Here is a 14,882-nt window from a genome sequence, read left to right as displayed (position 1 = left end):
CTCCATGAATGACGTGAGCCGGAAGAACTTCCTCCGCCTCGGCGCAGCCGCGGCCGTCACCGGCACCGCCGGAATCCTGGCGGCCGGACCTGCCGCCGCCGACGGCGCAGGCGGGTCGGCCCTCCACGATCCGGGGCCTGGCTGGGGATATGTCAGCGAGATCCTCCGCAACACCCGTCCACCGCGGTTCGCCGCCCGCGACTTCTCGATCACCACGTTCGGCGCGATCCCCGACGGCTCGACGCTCGCCACGGATGCGATCGCGAAGGCCGTCGACGCCTGCCACCGCGCCGGCGGCGGCCGCGTCGTCGTACCCGCCGGCACCTTCCTCACCGGCGCGATCCACCTGAAGTCGAACGTCAACCTGCACGTCTCCGCCGGCGCCACGCTCCTGTTCAGCAGCGACCCCACGCAGTACCTCCCGGTCGTCCTGACCCGCTTCGAGGGCCAGGAGTGCATGAACTACTCGCCGTTCATCTACGCGCGCGACTGCGAGAACATCGCGGTCACCGGCAGCGGCACCCTGGACGGCGGCGCGACCTGGGACAACTGGTGGTCCTGGGTCACGCCCTCCGGCCCGGACGCCCAGACGCTGCAGCAGCTGGCGGCGGACGGCGTACCGGTCGAGGACCGCGTGTTCGGCGACGGCCATCACCTGCGCGCCGCGTTCATCGAGACGCAGTCCTGCCGCAACGTGCTGATCGAGGGCCTGACGATCCTGCGGTCGCCGTTCTGGGAGATCCACCCGGTGCTGTCCCGCAACGTCACCGTCCGCGGCCTGACCATCGACAGCCGCGGCCCGAACAACGACGGCGTCAACCCGGAGAGCTCGCAGTACGTCCACATCCAGGACTGCACGCTGAACTGCGGCGACGACTGCATCGCGATCAAGTCCGGCAAGGGCGCCGACGGCCTGCGGATCAACGTGCCGTCGGAGAACATCCTGATCGAGAACTGCACGCTGAACATCCGGTACGGCGCGATCACGATCGGCAGCGAGATGACCGGCGGCGTCCGGAACGTATTCGTCCGCAACTGCACGATCGGCAGCCCGAACCTGTACTTCGGCCTCTACATCAAGACCAACTCGGTGCGCGGCGGCTTCGCCGAGAACATCTACCTGCGCGACCTCGACATCTCGAACCTGACCAAGGAAGTCGTGTCCTGCAACTTCTATCGCAGCGAGGGCGACGTCGGCCCGCTGACGCCGCGGGTGCGGAACGTCGAGCTGCGCAACGTGAACGTCGGGCACGCCCGCAACGCGTTCTCGATCTTCGGGTACCCGCGCTCGCCGATCCAGGACTTCCGGCTGATCGACTGCACGTACACCAGCATCGACGCCGCCAGCTCGATCCAGGACACGGAGCTCACGTTCCAGAACTTCACTGTCAACGGACAGCTGATCACCGACCCGGCGCAGCTCACGTGACCGCTCCGGACACCGCTCACCCGGCAGGCTGGCCGGACGCCGACCGCATTCTGGCCGGCGTCCGGCCGCCGGCCTTTCCTGCCGTCGACTTCCCGATCACCGCGTACGGCGCGGTCGAGGCGAACGCCGGCCCCGGGATCGCTGCCGCGATCGCTGCCTGCCACGCAGCCGGCGGCGGGCGCGTCGTCGTACCGCCCGGCCGCTGGCACACCACCGGGATCCGCCTGCTGTCGTCGGTCGAACTCCACGTCAGCGAGGGCGCGACGCTGCTTTTCAGCACCGACCCGGCCGACTACCTCCCGCTCGTCGAGACGCGGTACGAAGGGCTCGACCTGCTGAACCACGCGCCGATGATCTATGCGCACGGCTGCACCGACATCGCGATCACCGGTACCGGCACGCTCGACGGCCAAGGGTCGTGGGACAGCTGGTGGCAGTGGTTCAACGAATGCGACGACGAGTTCCGGATGCTCCGCGAACAGAGCTGGTACGGCGTACCGCTCGAAGACAGGGTGCGGGGCACCCGCCTGCGATCCAGCTTCGTCCAGCCGTACGACTGCATCAACGTTCTGATCGAGGGTGTGACCGTGGTGCGGTCACCGTTCTGGCAGATCCACCCGGTGCTCTGCCGCAACGTGACGATCCGCGACCTGGTGATCGACTCGCAGGGGCCGAACAACGACGGCATCGACCTCGAGTCGTGCCGCTCGGTCGTCGTTTCCGGCTGCGTGATCGACGCCGGCGACGACTGCATCGCGCTCAAGTCCGGCCGTGAGGCGGACGGGCTGCGCGTCGGCGTACCGACCGAGGACGTGCTGATCGAGAACTGCGAGCTGCGGGTCAAGTACGGCGCGATCACCCTGGGATCCGATCTGACCGGCGGCGTCCGCAACGTCTACGTCCGCAACTGCCGGATCGGCGGGCCGTACTTCGCGCTGTACATCAAGACCAACGCGGTCCGCGGCGGCTTCGTCGAGAACGTCTACCTGCGCGACATCACGATCTCCGACGTCCTGAAGGAAGTCGTCCAGTGCAACTTCCACCGCGGTGAGGGAGAGGCCGGCCCGCTCACGCCGTCCGTCCGGAACGTCGAGCTGCGCGGCGTGACCGTGGAGCACGCGCGCAACGCGCTGCTGCTCCGCGGCTACCGGCACGCGCGGATCGAAGACTTCCGGCTGGTGGACTGCGCCTTCACCGTCGACCAGCCCAGCACCGTGCAGCACGCGGTGCTGAGCTTCGACGACGTCACGATCAACGGCCGTCTCGTGAAGGACGTCCACCAGATCCGTTAGGGCAGATGCGCGCAGTGGACGTCGAGGTCCCACAGGATCACCGACAGCGCGTACGGGCTGATCGTGTGATCGCCGTGAGTCGCGTCCTCCAGCAGCTCCCAGTGGCCGTTCGACTCGTTGCTCACCGCATCGGTCCCGATCACCGCGATCCGCTGCCGCACCGCCGCCTCGTACGACCGGTGGCCGACGCCGTTGAAGCAGCACTCGTCGAACCGGTTGAGGATCTGCATCTGCCGCCGGTGCGGCCCGACGGCGGCGAGCGCGTAGAAGTCCGGGAAGTCGGCCAGCCCGTAGAACCCCGGCTGCATGTCCAGCCGCTGCTCCCAGTCGCCGCGGGTCGGGCTCGGCTTCGGCGACCCCGGCCGGACGAAGAACGGCAGCGAGCCGGCCGTCGGGTAGGACCGGGTGATCCGGGTGTCCAGCGCCGGGTACACGCTCGTCGCCCACCCGCCGCCGGACAGCCCGACCATCTGTACCGACGACGGCCGGTACGTCGCCTGCACGTAGTTCATCGCGACCGCCAGCGGCGTCAGGAACAAGGCGAGCGGTGAGTACGTGGCCGAGGCCCACTGCGGCAGGTCGTTGTGCGACGGCTGCAACTGCTTGGCCGGGTCGGCGGGGTCCTGCAGCGTCTTCGGGTTCCAGTGGTAGAACGGCATCGCGAACAGCAACACGGTGTACCCGTGGTCGAGCAGCCCCTGCGCGACCCGCTGCATCGTGTCCAGGCCCTCGCCGTGCCCGTTGTGGTAGAACGCGACCCGGCGGTGCGTGCTCTGCACCGGCTCGAGCACGAATACGCTCGCGACGTACCCGAACTCCATCGCCACGTCGAGCTTGTCGAACCGCCGTACGCCGGTGAACTCCGGCAGCTCCGGCGGTACGCCGATGTCCCGCCGGACCGTCGGCAGCCCGGTCGGCAGGACGCCGGTGTCCTTCCAAACCTGCGCCACCAACTGCGGCCGCAGCGCGTCCGCGTCGGCGGCGGTGTGGATCTTCATCAGCTCCTCGACGTCCACCCCGACGACGACCTGCGGCAGCGTCTTGTACGTCGCCGCGTGGGCGGCCGCGATCTCAGCATTCACCGGCGCGACGGGACGCGGCGCCGGGTGCGGCTGCACACCGCCCGCGGGGACCTCCGTCGCGGCCGCGGTCAGCGGCCATCCGGTCGCGCTGCCGGCAGTCACGGCGAGAGCACCTCCGAGAATGGCCCGACGGTTGACGTTCTTCATGAGTTCGATGGCGCCGCTGCCGCGTCGACCACTGCCGCGAGGGTACGCCATCTCCCTCCCTTCACAGGTTGTCGGTTGGATTGGGTACTGTCTGCACCAGTTGCGATAGCCAAGCAACCAGCAGATGCCAGACGAATAACCGCGGCCGGGCGGGCCGTGGCAGTGCGGGGAGCCTTCTTGCGCAGTAAGGCACGGCTGTGAACCGCGAACCTCAACCCGCAAGGGTTGAAATCCCCCGCCTTCGGGTGGTGGAGGACGCCAACATGGATCACCTTTCGAGAGGTGAGGCGGGAACCACTGGATGCCAGCCGCCAAACACTGTTGATGGGGAGGACAGCCTGGCTGCCTCCCCATCACTCAGCTGCCGGGAGCACGCCAGTCGTGTGCTGGTGTCGAGCGGCCGGCCGGCCAGGTCGGTGCTGTGGTACTCCCAGAACCGGATCTGGCCGGCGGCCGCGCAGTCGTTGGGGCTGGTGATCTGCCAGCCGGTCTTCTTCACGTGGCTGTCCATCGCAGAGTCGACGAAGACGGCCTGGCTGGTCGGGAACCGGCTGAGCTCGGCGCGCGCCAGGAACACGCTGTCGTCGGGCACCTCCGGCGCACGGGTCAGTCGCACCCGGACGAAGATGTTGCCGGGACCGTTGTCGGTGTTGCGGACCTGGTTGTAGTAGCCCTCGTGCAGCGCCTTCAGCTCCGAGTCCTGCATGAACACACCGCCGGTCCCCCAGACGAAGTCCACGTCACCCTCGACGTAGCTGTTCGTCACGAACGCCTGGCCTTGCAGGCGCAGGCTGTCCTGGTAGCCGAGGATGCGGACCCGGGCGAGCACGATCCGGCTCCCGTTCCCGAAGAACGCCTCGGCCTGCGAACCGCGGTACGGCGTGAGGTTCTGTACCGTCACGTCCGACATCGTGAAGTCGTCCGCGAACACGGCCATCGCGGACCGCCAGCAGTTGAACCGGTCGGACTGCGGGATGACGCGGCGCTGGCAGTACGACTGTTCGGGCGGGACGTTGCCCATCGCGGAGTCGCCGTTCAGCAGGTTGTTGTTCGGGTAGCCGATCACGGTCTTGCCGGCGCCCGCGCCGCGAATCGTCAGCCCGGGCTTGGTCGGCGGCACCCAGACCAGCTCGCGGTAGAGCCCCGGGGCGACGTCGATCGTTGCCTTGTGCCCCTCCCCCACAACGTCGACCGCCGCCTGCACCGTGCAGAAGTCCTGGCCGGGGCCTACGGACAAGCGCTCATCGGTTCTGGGATCGTGCCGGGTTCTGAACCGCCAATCCTTGGTGCCACGGTCCCCGACCACGAACCCGGGATCGACAGTTACGGAGTACACCTGGCCAGGCTCGAGCCGCCGGTGCGGGTAGATCTTCACCGTCCGCCCGTCGACCACCACCGCCTGGTACATCCACGTGTGCAGCTGCCCGAAGTCCGTCTGCGCCTGCCCGACCGACCGCTGGTACGACGTGAGGTCCGCGAGGTTGATCGTGTCGACGACGTCCCCGTTGGCCGCATGGATCTGGACCTTCCCGGTGACACCGACCCTGACGGGCCCTTGGTAGGTGAGGGTCAGCGGCGTGTCCGAGCAGGTCGCCTCTGCCACACCCTGCGGCGCGAGTTTCGGCGTGCCGATGGGGCCGGTGGACCAGCCGGTGAGGCGTTTGAGAACCGCGGTGAGTCTGGCGGCGGCGACCTGGTGGCCTTTGACGTTCGGGTGCGTGCTGCCGTTGAAGTCGTCCGGTCCGAGCCAGCCCGTGGTGTCGACGTACACGATCTTGCGGTCGTTGGCCGCCGCGACCGCCGCCTTGATGTCGTCGGCGTGCGTGCCGTTGAACGGGCGCAGGGCAACGATCAACGTGCGCGGGTAGGCGGCGCGGATCTTGCTGAGGTACGCGGCGTACGCAGGAGTGAACTGCGCGCTGTCGTACGCCGCGTCGTTCGTGCCGAAGTTGACGACGACCGCGCCGGGGTCGAACCCCGTGGCGGGGAAGCCGGCGAGATTCCAGCCGAACGACTCCGCGGCGGTGCCGACGTTGCCGTGCCCCGGCTGCAGGATGCCCTGCTTGCCGAAGCCGACCTGGTTGGTGTCCGCGCCGAACGCCTCCCCGACCAGATGCGGGTACGCCTTGGTGCCGTCCGCGCAGTCCGTGCCGAGCTCGGCGCACAGGGCCAGCACGCCCTGGGTGATCGAGTCGCCGTAGAAGTCGATCCGGTGCTCGGCCGTCGTCGGCAGCGGGATCAGCTTGGCGTCCGGGGCGAGCTCGATCTTCTTCAGGACGACGCCGGTCTGCAGCGGGACGTTCCAGCGGTTCTCGTACTCGTCGACGTCCTTGACCAGGATCTCGGCGGTGTGCGCGATCACCGGGTCCAGGTCGTCGGCGAACACCTTGTGGTCCGCGTCGACCTTGTGCAGCACCGGCGCCCCGCCGTCGATCGCGACGTACAGCTGCGCGGGGACCGTGATCGACGCGGTGTCGAACAGGGCGCCCAGGTGCGAGCCGGTGAAGCGGAAGCGGACCGACGAGCCCGAGTTCACCGTGATCGCGACGTCGTCGTCACGGCCCCAATGACCGTCGAGCTCGATCCGCGGGTCGAACGGGCCGTACGTCGCGGGGTTCGCGGCGGCTGCCGGTCCGGCGGACACGGTCAGCAGTCCGGCTCCGGCGAGCACGACCAGGCACAGGCTCAACAGACGATTTCGCACGGCGATCTCCTCGCGCGGACCGCCGCAACAGAAGGCCCGGGGCGGTGGGCGGGTAATCCTTTTCCTGGCAACCGTGACAGCGCTGCGCGGTGACGTCAAGGGTTCGCCTCAGGAAATCGGGAAAAGGTTTACATCGTGCTGCCGGCAGCGATCTGCGCTGCGCTCATGGTCCAATGGGGCGGTGAGAAAGCCCGTTGCGAACCGCGCAGCTCGTGCGACGATCCATGACGTGGCGCGGCTGGCCGAGGTGTCGACGGCGACCGTGTCGCGGGTGCTGAGCGGCGGCAAGCCGGTGTCGCCGGAGGTCGCCGACCGGGTCCGGGTGGCCGCCCAGGACGTCGGTTACCGGCCGAACCCGGCGGCGCAGACGCTGTTGCGCGGCAGCAGCCGGACGGTCGGCGTCGTCGTACCGGATCTCGGCAACCCGTACTTCGCGGAGATCCTCAAGGGCATCGCCGCCGAGGCGGCCGCGGACGAGCACCACACGCTGGTCGCCGGCACCGAGGAGGACCCGGAGCAGGAGTACCGGTCCGCGATCGAACTCGCGCGTTGGGTCGACGGTCTGCTGCTGTGTGCGCCCCGGATGAGCACGCCGCGCCTGCGCGAGGTCGCGGAGGCGGCGCGGCGACTCGTCCTGATCAACCGGGTGCTGCGGCACCACGCCGTCGGCTCGGTGGTTGTCGACTACCACCTCGGTGTGCGGGCGCTGTGCGAGCATCTCGCGTCGCTCGGGCACAAGCGGATCGCGTACCTGCAGGGGCCGACCGCCGCGTGGTCCGATCAGCAGCGGCAGCGCGGCTTCCGCTCGCCGGAGGCGTCGGGGCTCACGATCGTCCGGGTGGAGTGCGGTTCGACGCTCGTCGACGGGCGGGAGGCGGTCGAGGAGGCGCTGACGTACCAGCCGACCGCGATCATCTGCTTCAACGACCACGTCGCCGTCGGCGTCCTCAGCCGCCTGCGCGAACTCGGCCTGTCCGTCCCGCACGACATCTCGGTCGCCGGCATCGACGACGCCCCGATGAGCGCGCACACCGACCCCGGCCTGACGACGTACGCCGTGTCCACGGTCGAGCTCGGCCGCCAGGCCTGGGAACGCTTCACCCCGAAGGTCACCACCGCCACCACCCACGTCCGAGGCCAACTCGTCATCCGCGGCTCCACCACCCACCCACCCCGCCGCCGCTGACCACCCCACCGCCAACCGAGCCGACATCACTCGGCGCCCCGCTCTCCGGGCCGCCGGCCGCCCCACCTCACCCCGCGGCTTCTGCGGAGCGAGTAGCGGGTCAGGCCTGGGCGGTGAAGTGGTAGGTGCCGGGGGCTACTCGGCAGGTGGCGGTGTCGGCGCCGGCCTCGCGCAGGGTGATGCCTTCGGCGTCGGTCAGGGGGTGGCCGGACTCCTGGGTGGAAGCAGGGTTCGAGGTGGGGATGTGGATCGTCGCGTCGGCGCCGGGTGGGACGGTGACGTCGAGCGTGAGGGTGCCGTCGACGACCTCCCAGCGGGTCGAGACCCGGCCGGAGGGGATGTCGTACGACGCCTCGGCCCAGGTGAGCCGGCCGCCTGGACAGGGCTTGATGACGAGGTCGCGGAAGCCGATCGACTCGGGCGCCTGGCTGATCCCCGCGACGTCGCCGTACAGCCATTCGCCGACCGAGCCGAGCGAGTAGTGGTTGAACGAGTTCATCGCGACCGGGCCGAACCCGCTCTCCTCGGTCCACCCGTCCCAGCGCTCCCAGATCGTCGTCGCGCCGTGCTTGATCGAGTACCCCCAGGACGGGTAGCGGTCGTCATGCAGCAGGTCGTACGCCAACTCGGCGTACCCGTATCTGGTCAGGATCGGGCACAGCAGCGCAACCCCGGCGAACCCGGTCGTCAACGATCGCCCGCGGAGCTCGAGATCCGCGACCAAGTGCTTGACCGCCACCTGTTCGGCCTGCTCCGGCAGCAACCCGAACGCCAGCGGCAGCAAGTACCCGGTCTGGGTGTCGCCGCGGACCTTGCCCTCGGCATCGACGAACTCCGCGACGAACGCCGCCGCGATCTTCGTCCACAGCTCGCGGTACGCCGCTGCCTCGTCCGTCAGCCCGAGCACCTCGGCGGTCGCGGCCGTGAACTCCACGCTGCGCGCGAAGTACGCCGTTGCGAGGACGTCGCGATCGGTGCGCACACCGACCTGCAGCCAGTCGCCGTAGTGACCGCTCGTGCGGTGCCTCCAGATCAGGTCGGGGTTGGCACGGTGGACGTAGTCGACCCAGCGTCGCATCACCGGCCACGCGGTCCGGAGCACGCGCTCGTCACCGTAGATCCGGTACAGCGTCCACGGCACGATCGTCGCCGCGTCCGCCCACGCCGGCGTGCCGTGCCGGCCGGTGATCACGTGCGGGATCACGTCCGGAATCGCGCCTTCGTCGGTCTGCGCCACGGCGAGATCCGCGAACCAGTTCTCGAAGAAGGTCAGCACGTCGGCCTGGTAGGCCGCCGTGGGCAGGAAGATCTGCGCGTCGGCCGTCCACCCGAGGCGCTCGTCGCGCTGCGGGCAGTCCGTGGGGACGCTGACGAAGTTGCCGCGCTGTCCCCACCGGATGTTGCTGAGCAGCTGGTTGACGCCGGGATCCGAACACTCGAACCGCCCCGCGACCGGCGTGTCGGAGTGCAGCACCCGACCGGTCACGTCGTCGGCGGTCAGCTCGCCCGGATACCCGTCGACCTCGACGTACCGGAAGCCGTGCAGGGTGAAGATCGGCTCGAAGAACTCCTCGGTCGCGCCGGCGCTGACGAAGTAGTCGGTGGCGTCGGCCGTCCGCAGGTTGGCGGTGTACAGCTCGCCGTCGGCCTGCAGCATCTCGCCGTGCCGCAACCGGATCCGGTCTCCGGCACCGGCGCCGCGCACCCGCAACCGCACGCGACCGGCAAGGTTTTGCCCGAGGTCGACGATGAAGCGTCCTGGCTCGACCGCGGTGACCGCGACCGCCGGCACGTCCTCAGTGACACGCACAGGGTCGGTCGTCGCCGCGATCAGTGTCGACACATCACCACCAAGATCGCCGGCGGGTGCCCACTCGCTCGCGTCGTACCCAGCGCTGCACCAGTCGCCCAGCTCGAGCCTCGCGTCGTACGACTCCCCCATCAGCAAATCGGCGAATCTGATCGGTCCGACGTGATCGACCCAGCGGCCGTCGGTCGCGACCACGGTCTGCGAGCCATCGGGGTGATCGATGACGAGCTGCGCGAGCAGTTGGGGCTTCTTTCCGTAGTGGTGCGCGTGGCTGCGCGTGTCCCATCCGACGTACCCGGACCACCAGCCTTCGCCGAGGACGGCACCGATCACGTTTTCGCCGGCGCGCAACACCTCAGTCACGTCGTACGTCTGGTAGGCGACGCGCTCGCGGTAGTCGGTCCAGCCCGGCGTCAGCTCGTCGTTGCCGATCCGCCGGCCGTTGGCGTGGAACTGGTACAGCCCGTGGGCGGTCGCGTAGAGCCGGGCCCTGGTGATCGGCTGGGTGAGCTCGAACGACCGGCGGTAGTAGCGCGGCGGCGCGATGGTCGCCTGCCGGACCGTCCGCGGCTCGGCGCGATCCACCGGCGGCTCGAAGTACGGATCAGTTTCGTAGTCGTGCTCGATCCAGTGCGCCTGCCACTCGTCGTCATGGAAAAGCCCGGTCGCGAATGTCGCCTCGGCCGATGAGACGGCTCCAGCCGCGTCACGCACCTCGAGCCGCCAGACGTAATCGGTCTGCGACGTCAGCGGAGCACCGCCGTGGTCGACCGACGTCGTCCGCTCGCTGCGCCACCCGCTGTCCCACACCTGCACGCCGTCGCGCAGCACGCGCACACGGAAGGCGTCCTGCCGATCGCCACGCGTCGGCGAGGCCAGCCGCCAACTCAGCCGCGGTCGCGCCGTACCGATGCCGAGCGGGTCGGCTCGGTGTTCGCAGCGCAGGTCGTACGCCGTCAGCCCTGGCAGCTCTGTCACGGCCGGCGTTTCGGACAGCACCCAGTCAGTTGTCACCAGGACCACTCCGTCTCGGGTCGATGCAGCTCGTACTCCCGCAGGCCGCCGGCGTGCTCGGGGCGGTCGCCGTACATCGGGCGGGACGTGCCGGGCGGGTCGATCGCGATCACGTCGTCACCTCGCCAGATGGTCCGGAACTCGTTGCCGGCCGCAAGCTCTGTGGTGGTCTGCTCGACCATCGGGAACGTCACCACGATCCGCTCTCCCGGCTGCGGCTTCGGGATCGACAGGTAGCCGTCGGGCGCCCAGATTCGCTCGGCGCCGGTCCGCTCGTCGTCTCCGCGGCGGAGCTTCAACCGCGCATACCCGGCCCAGTCGGGGATCCGCACGCGGAGCTCCTCCATCGGCTCGTTGACGTGCAACTCGACCTTGCCCTCGACCGGCAGGTGGCTGATCACGTCGACCGCGTGGTGCCCGCGCGTCAGCAGCAGGTTGACCCGCCGCACCTGGTGGTCGCCGGTGACGATGCTGTTCCACGCCCAGAACAGGCCACGGACGCCGGAGCCCACACAGCATGCCTGCACGTCGTTCGTGTGGCCACGGCCCAGCGGCACGTCGGAGACATAGTCGTTCGGAGCGCCGTATCCGCAGAAGGCGCCGAGGACTCGCTCGCCGACGTCGACGTACGTCCGCCAGCCGGGCTCGTCCTGTGAGCGGTCCGGGGCGGACTCCACCCAGCTGACGTCCTGCAGTTGCGACGCGGCCAGGTGGTTGCGGACGAAGCGCTCGACGACCGGCCAGTACTCCGTGAGTCCGTTGCCGGCCAGCGTCGTGCCCAGACCGATGAGGTCCACGAGAGAACAGGTCTCGTGCTCGTACTGCTGGTCGGCGAGGTCGCCCGGCGTCCAGCCGAACCTGGTCGCCTCGCCGAGAACCCAGTCATAGCTGCGGCGCACGAACTCGGTCAGCCCGTGGTCACCGGTGTGCCTGGCCAGTCGCGCCAGCCCCTCCAGCGTCCCGACGCGCGTGTGGAAGTGGCCGCTGCGGTAGGCACGGGCGGAGTTGAAGCTCCCGTCCGCGTTGAACACACCGCTCTTCTCCACGATCAGACGGGCGAACCACTCGCACAGCTCGAGCGCGTCGGTGTTGCCGGTGGCCTGGTGGTACCGCAGCAGCGGCATGATCAGACGGCCGGAGAACGAGGCCGGGTCCGGCGCAAGATGCAGGTCGATCGCGTTCGACGACGGCCAGCCGTCCTTCGTGTACTCCGAGGCCGGATAGAACCAGACGTCGCGCTCCTTGATCGCGATCCGCTTCAGCGCTGCCACCTGGCGGTCCGCGGCCTGCCGCGCCTGTGGATCATCGGCGGCGACCACAGCGGTCGTCATCGCGAGCAGGGTGGCGCGCTGGTCGATCAGATTCGCGTTCGGCAGCCAGTGTCCCTTGGGATGGACCTGGCGGTAGGTGAGGCCGTCGTCGGCGAGCAGCGCGAACAGCCGCTGCCGGTAGCGGTCGGCGATCGTGTCCCACCGCGGGTCCCAGTCCTTGCCTCCGGTCATCTGCCGGGTGAGCAGGATCGCGTCGGTGAGCCTGCCGTGGCTGGAGCCGTAGTCCCAATCGCCGTGGTCCATGCGGGCCGGGCGAGCCAGCAGGTTCGCACTGAAGAAGGGGATGCCGTCCAGGTCGTCGTCGGCCAGTCCGGTCACCGCGTTCATCGCCAGCGCGGCCCGGTCCTCGAGCAGCAGTGTCGCGGGGATCGTCGCCATGAGGTAAACCTTTGCCTCCTCGGCCGCCGAAGTCAACCGGCTATCCACAGGCTGGCCGATCCGCCTTGTTTTCTTGACGTTTACTGGCGGAGACTGGGCGGGCCCGAGTGAAAGGAGAGGCCTCGTGCGAGCAGCAGTTCTGGAGGCTCCGCGGCAGGTTTCGGTGACCGACGTGCCGGATCCCGAGACGGGCGGCGACGTGCTGCTCAGGATGCGCGCGGTCGGGCTGTGCGGCTCGGACCTGCACACCTGGAGCGGGCAGCACCCGTTCCGCAAGCCACCCGTCGTGCTGGGCCACGAGGGCGCCGGAGAGGTCGTGACGTCGGGCGACCCACGCTTCCGGCCGGGCGACCACGTCGCGGTGCTGCCGGCCCTTTCGTGCTGGGAGTGCACGCGCTGCGAGACCGGGAATCCGCATCTCTGCAAGCACAAACGCGTCCCCGGCCTGGGCTGGCCGGGCATGCTGAGTGAGTACTTCGCGGCGCCCGGGCGGGTCCTGATCCCCCTGAACGACGAGATCGGGTACGGCGAGGGCGCGATGATCGAGCCGGCCGCCGTCGGATGGCGCTCGACATCGGCCGTGCGGGCCGGTGACGCCGTCGCGGTCCTCGGCGGCGGCGCGATCGGGAGTCTCGCGGCCGCGATCAGTCGGCACCGCGGCGCCCGGACGGTGCTGGTGAGCGACATCAAGCAGCACAACCGCGAGTTCCTGGTGGCACAAGGCGTCGACATCGCGGTCGATCCTCTCTCGTCGGACCTGACGTCGATCGGGCTCGAGGTTAGTGGTGGCGACGGGTTCGACGTGGTCGTGGTGGCTTCCGGGCATCCCGGGTGCCTGGCGGAGGCGTTGGCGTTGTGCAGACCGCGCGGGCAAGTGGTGCTGCTGCCAATGTTCGGCGGCGCACTGACCGTCGATCTGAATCCAGTCGTTCTCAAGGAGGTCACAGTGCAGGGCTCGACGATCTACACACCGACCGATTTCGCGGCGGCCGCAAGACTCGTCAACACACGGACTCTCGACGTCCGTCCGTACATCTCGGACGTCGTGCCACTCGGCCGCACACCGGAGACTCTGGCGGCGATTGACGGCGGCGCCGCCCACCTCAAGACCCAGATCGACCCGACTCGATGAGCGCCCACGAGGTCGTCGCCACCTATCTGATCGAGACCTACCTCCCGCTGGAGCAAGCCGCCGAAGCCGTGGCCGGCGAGCAATCCACAGGCACGTTCACAGCCGTCGCACGCGAAACCCCCGAGCTCCGCGAACGCTTCGCCGCCCGAGTTGTGTCGATCGAAGAACTACCCCCCACCGGCAACCCGGACCTCCCAGGGGCAACTCGACCACCCGTGCCCGGCGCGGGGCCGCCGGGCACGGGGTCGCCGGGCACGGCGGATGTGGCACTCGCGGCCGGCCGGACGAGTGGACGCGTGCGGGTTGCCTTCGGGCTGAACAACTTCGGGCCCTCGTTGCCCAATCTGCTCGCCGCGGTGGCGGGGAACCTGTTCGAGCTCCGGCAACTGGCCGGGATTCGGCTGCTGGACCTCGATCTCCCGACGCCGTTCGCCGAGCGCTACCCCGGCCCGCAGTTCGGCGTCCGCGGGACGCGCGAACTGCTCGACCGGCCGGACGGCGTACTCCTCGGCACGATCGTCAAGCCGAGTATCGGGTTGCCGCCGGAGGAGCTCCGCCTTGTCGTCCGCGAGCTCGCCGAGGCCGGGATCGACTTCATCAAGGACGACGAGCTGATGGGCAACCCGCCGCACTCGCCGCTCGCCGACCGCGTGGCCGTCGTCACCGAGGAGCTGGACAAGGTCGCCGCGCGCACCGGACGCCGCCCGATGTACGCGTTCAACATCACCGACGACCTAGACCGTATGGCCGCCAACCACGACCTTGTCCAGGCAGCCGGAGGCACCTGCGTGATGGTCTGCGTGAACCTCGTCGGCTTCACCGCCCTCGCCTGGCTCCGAGAACGCTGCGCGCTACCCATCCACGGCCACCGCGCGATGACCGGGGTGTACACCCGCGCACCGCAGCTAGGCATCGACTACGTCGCCTGGTCCAAACTCGCGCGCCTGGCCGGCGCGGATCACCTGCACACGAACGGTCTGTCCAACAAGTTCTACGAGACCGACGAAGAGGTCCTCCGCTCCATCACCGCTGTCCGCACACCCCTACTAGGAGGCTACGAGACACTGCCCGTCCTCTCCTCCGGCCAGACACCAGGCTTGGCCCCGGAAACCTACCGCCGCACAAACACCACCGATCTCCTAGTCCTGGCAGGCGGCGGCATCCACGGCCACCCAAGCGGCCCAGCCGCAGGCGTCACCGCCATGCGAGCAGCCTGGTCAGCCGCAACCTCAGGCACCGACCTAGACCAGGCCGCCACCCAGGTCCCCGCACTACGCGAAGCCCTCGACAAGTTCGGCGGCAACCGTGCCTGAGACGACAACCACCAGCACCGACCCGACGCCCACCACCAGACAGGCTCTCGCAGCGCAACAGAGC

9 protein-coding genes are annotated in these 14,882 nt (G+C 69.2%); 5 read left to right on the top strand and 4 right to left on the bottom strand.

All coding sequences use genetic code 11. The features are described from left to right. The first annotated feature begins 4 nt into the window (after positions 1-4). The gene (locus tag ACWEOO_RS23070) at positions 5-1,429 is read left to right on the top strand and encodes a glycoside hydrolase family 28 protein (RefSeq protein WP_452144743.1); all 1,425 of its coding nucleotides are present in this window, start codon (positions 5-7) and stop codon (positions 1,427-1,429) included. Continuing rightward, positions 1,426-2,721 carry a glycoside hydrolase family 28 protein gene (locus ACWEOO_RS23065; protein WP_452144742.1) on the top strand — a complete coding sequence of 432 codons (1,296 nt, stop codon included), beginning with the start codon at positions 1,426-1,428 and terminating at the stop codon, positions 2,719-2,721. Before ACWEOO_RS23070 ends, ACWEOO_RS23065 begins: the two co-directional genes overlap by 4 nt. Here ACWEOO_RS23065 and ACWEOO_RS23060 read toward each other — a convergent pair. Continuing rightward, a complete protein-coding gene (locus ACWEOO_RS23060) occupies positions 2,718-3,905 on the bottom strand; it encodes a hypothetical protein (protein WP_452144741.1) in 1,188 nt (395 codons plus the stop codon). The genes ACWEOO_RS23065 and ACWEOO_RS23060 overlap by 4 nt on opposite strands. Before the next feature lie 313 nt (positions 3,906-4,218). Continuing rightward, a complete protein-coding gene (locus ACWEOO_RS23055) occupies positions 4,219-6,654 on the bottom strand; it encodes a pectinesterase family protein (protein WP_452144740.1) in 2,436 nt (811 codons plus the stop codon). Between the two features lie 181 nt (positions 6,655-6,835). Here ACWEOO_RS23055 and ACWEOO_RS23050 point away from each other — a divergent pair, with 181 nt between their 5' ends. Beyond that, positions 6,836-7,840 (top strand): LacI family DNA-binding transcriptional regulator, encoded by a 1,005-nt coding sequence (locus ACWEOO_RS23050; RefSeq protein WP_452144739.1) that lies wholly within the window; start codon positions 6,836-6,838, stop codon positions 7,838-7,840. A gap of 100 nt (positions 7,841-7,940) precedes the next feature. On the opposite strand, the gene ACWEOO_RS23045 is transcribed toward ACWEOO_RS23050, so the two are convergent. Then, on the bottom strand, positions 7,941-10,664 hold the full coding sequence (locus ACWEOO_RS23045; RefSeq protein WP_452144738.1) for a family 78 glycoside hydrolase catalytic domain: 2,724 nt from the start codon (positions 10,662-10,664) through the stop codon (positions 7,941-7,943). Then, on the bottom strand, positions 10,661-12,373 hold the full coding sequence (locus tag ACWEOO_RS23040; protein ID WP_452144737.1) for a hypothetical protein: 1,713 nt from the start codon (positions 12,371-12,373) through the stop codon (positions 10,661-10,663). Before ACWEOO_RS23040 ends, ACWEOO_RS23045 begins: the two co-directional genes overlap by 4 nt. A gap of 124 nt (positions 12,374-12,497) precedes the next feature. Here ACWEOO_RS23040 and ACWEOO_RS23035 point away from each other — a divergent pair, with 124 nt between their 5' ends. Beyond that, on the top strand, positions 12,498-13,505 hold the full coding sequence (locus tag ACWEOO_RS23035; protein WP_452144736.1) for a zinc-dependent alcohol dehydrogenase: 1,008 nt from the start codon (positions 12,498-12,500) through the stop codon (positions 13,503-13,505). After that, positions 13,502-14,818, top strand: a complete 1,317-nt coding sequence (locus ACWEOO_RS23030; protein ID WP_452144735.1) for a RuBisCO large subunit C-terminal-like domain-containing protein — start codon at positions 13,502-13,504, stop codon at positions 14,816-14,818. The genes ACWEOO_RS23035 and ACWEOO_RS23030 overlap by 4 nt, the downstream gene beginning before the upstream one ends. Positions 14,819-14,882: the final 64 nt, after the last annotated feature.

Source organism: Kribbella sp. NPDC004138 (assembly GCF_053603655.1).
The sequence above is the reverse complement of the archived record's forward strand: the minus strand, read 5'-3'. Positions and strand labels throughout refer to the sequence as shown.

Bases quoted from the DNA above. Each gene is read 5' to 3' on its own strand.
- ACWEOO_RS23070 (WP_452144743.1), top strand. From the start codon at position 5: ATGAATGACGTGAGCCGGAAGAACTTCCTCCGCCTCGGCGCAGCCGCG.
- ACWEOO_RS23040 (WP_452144737.1), bottom strand. From the start codon at position 12,373: ATGGCGACGATCCCCGCGACACTGCTGCTCGAGGACCGGGCCGCGCTG.
- ACWEOO_RS23030 (WP_452144735.1), top strand. From the start codon at position 13,502: ATGAGCGCCCACGAGGTCGTCGCCACCTATCTGATCGAGACCTACCTC.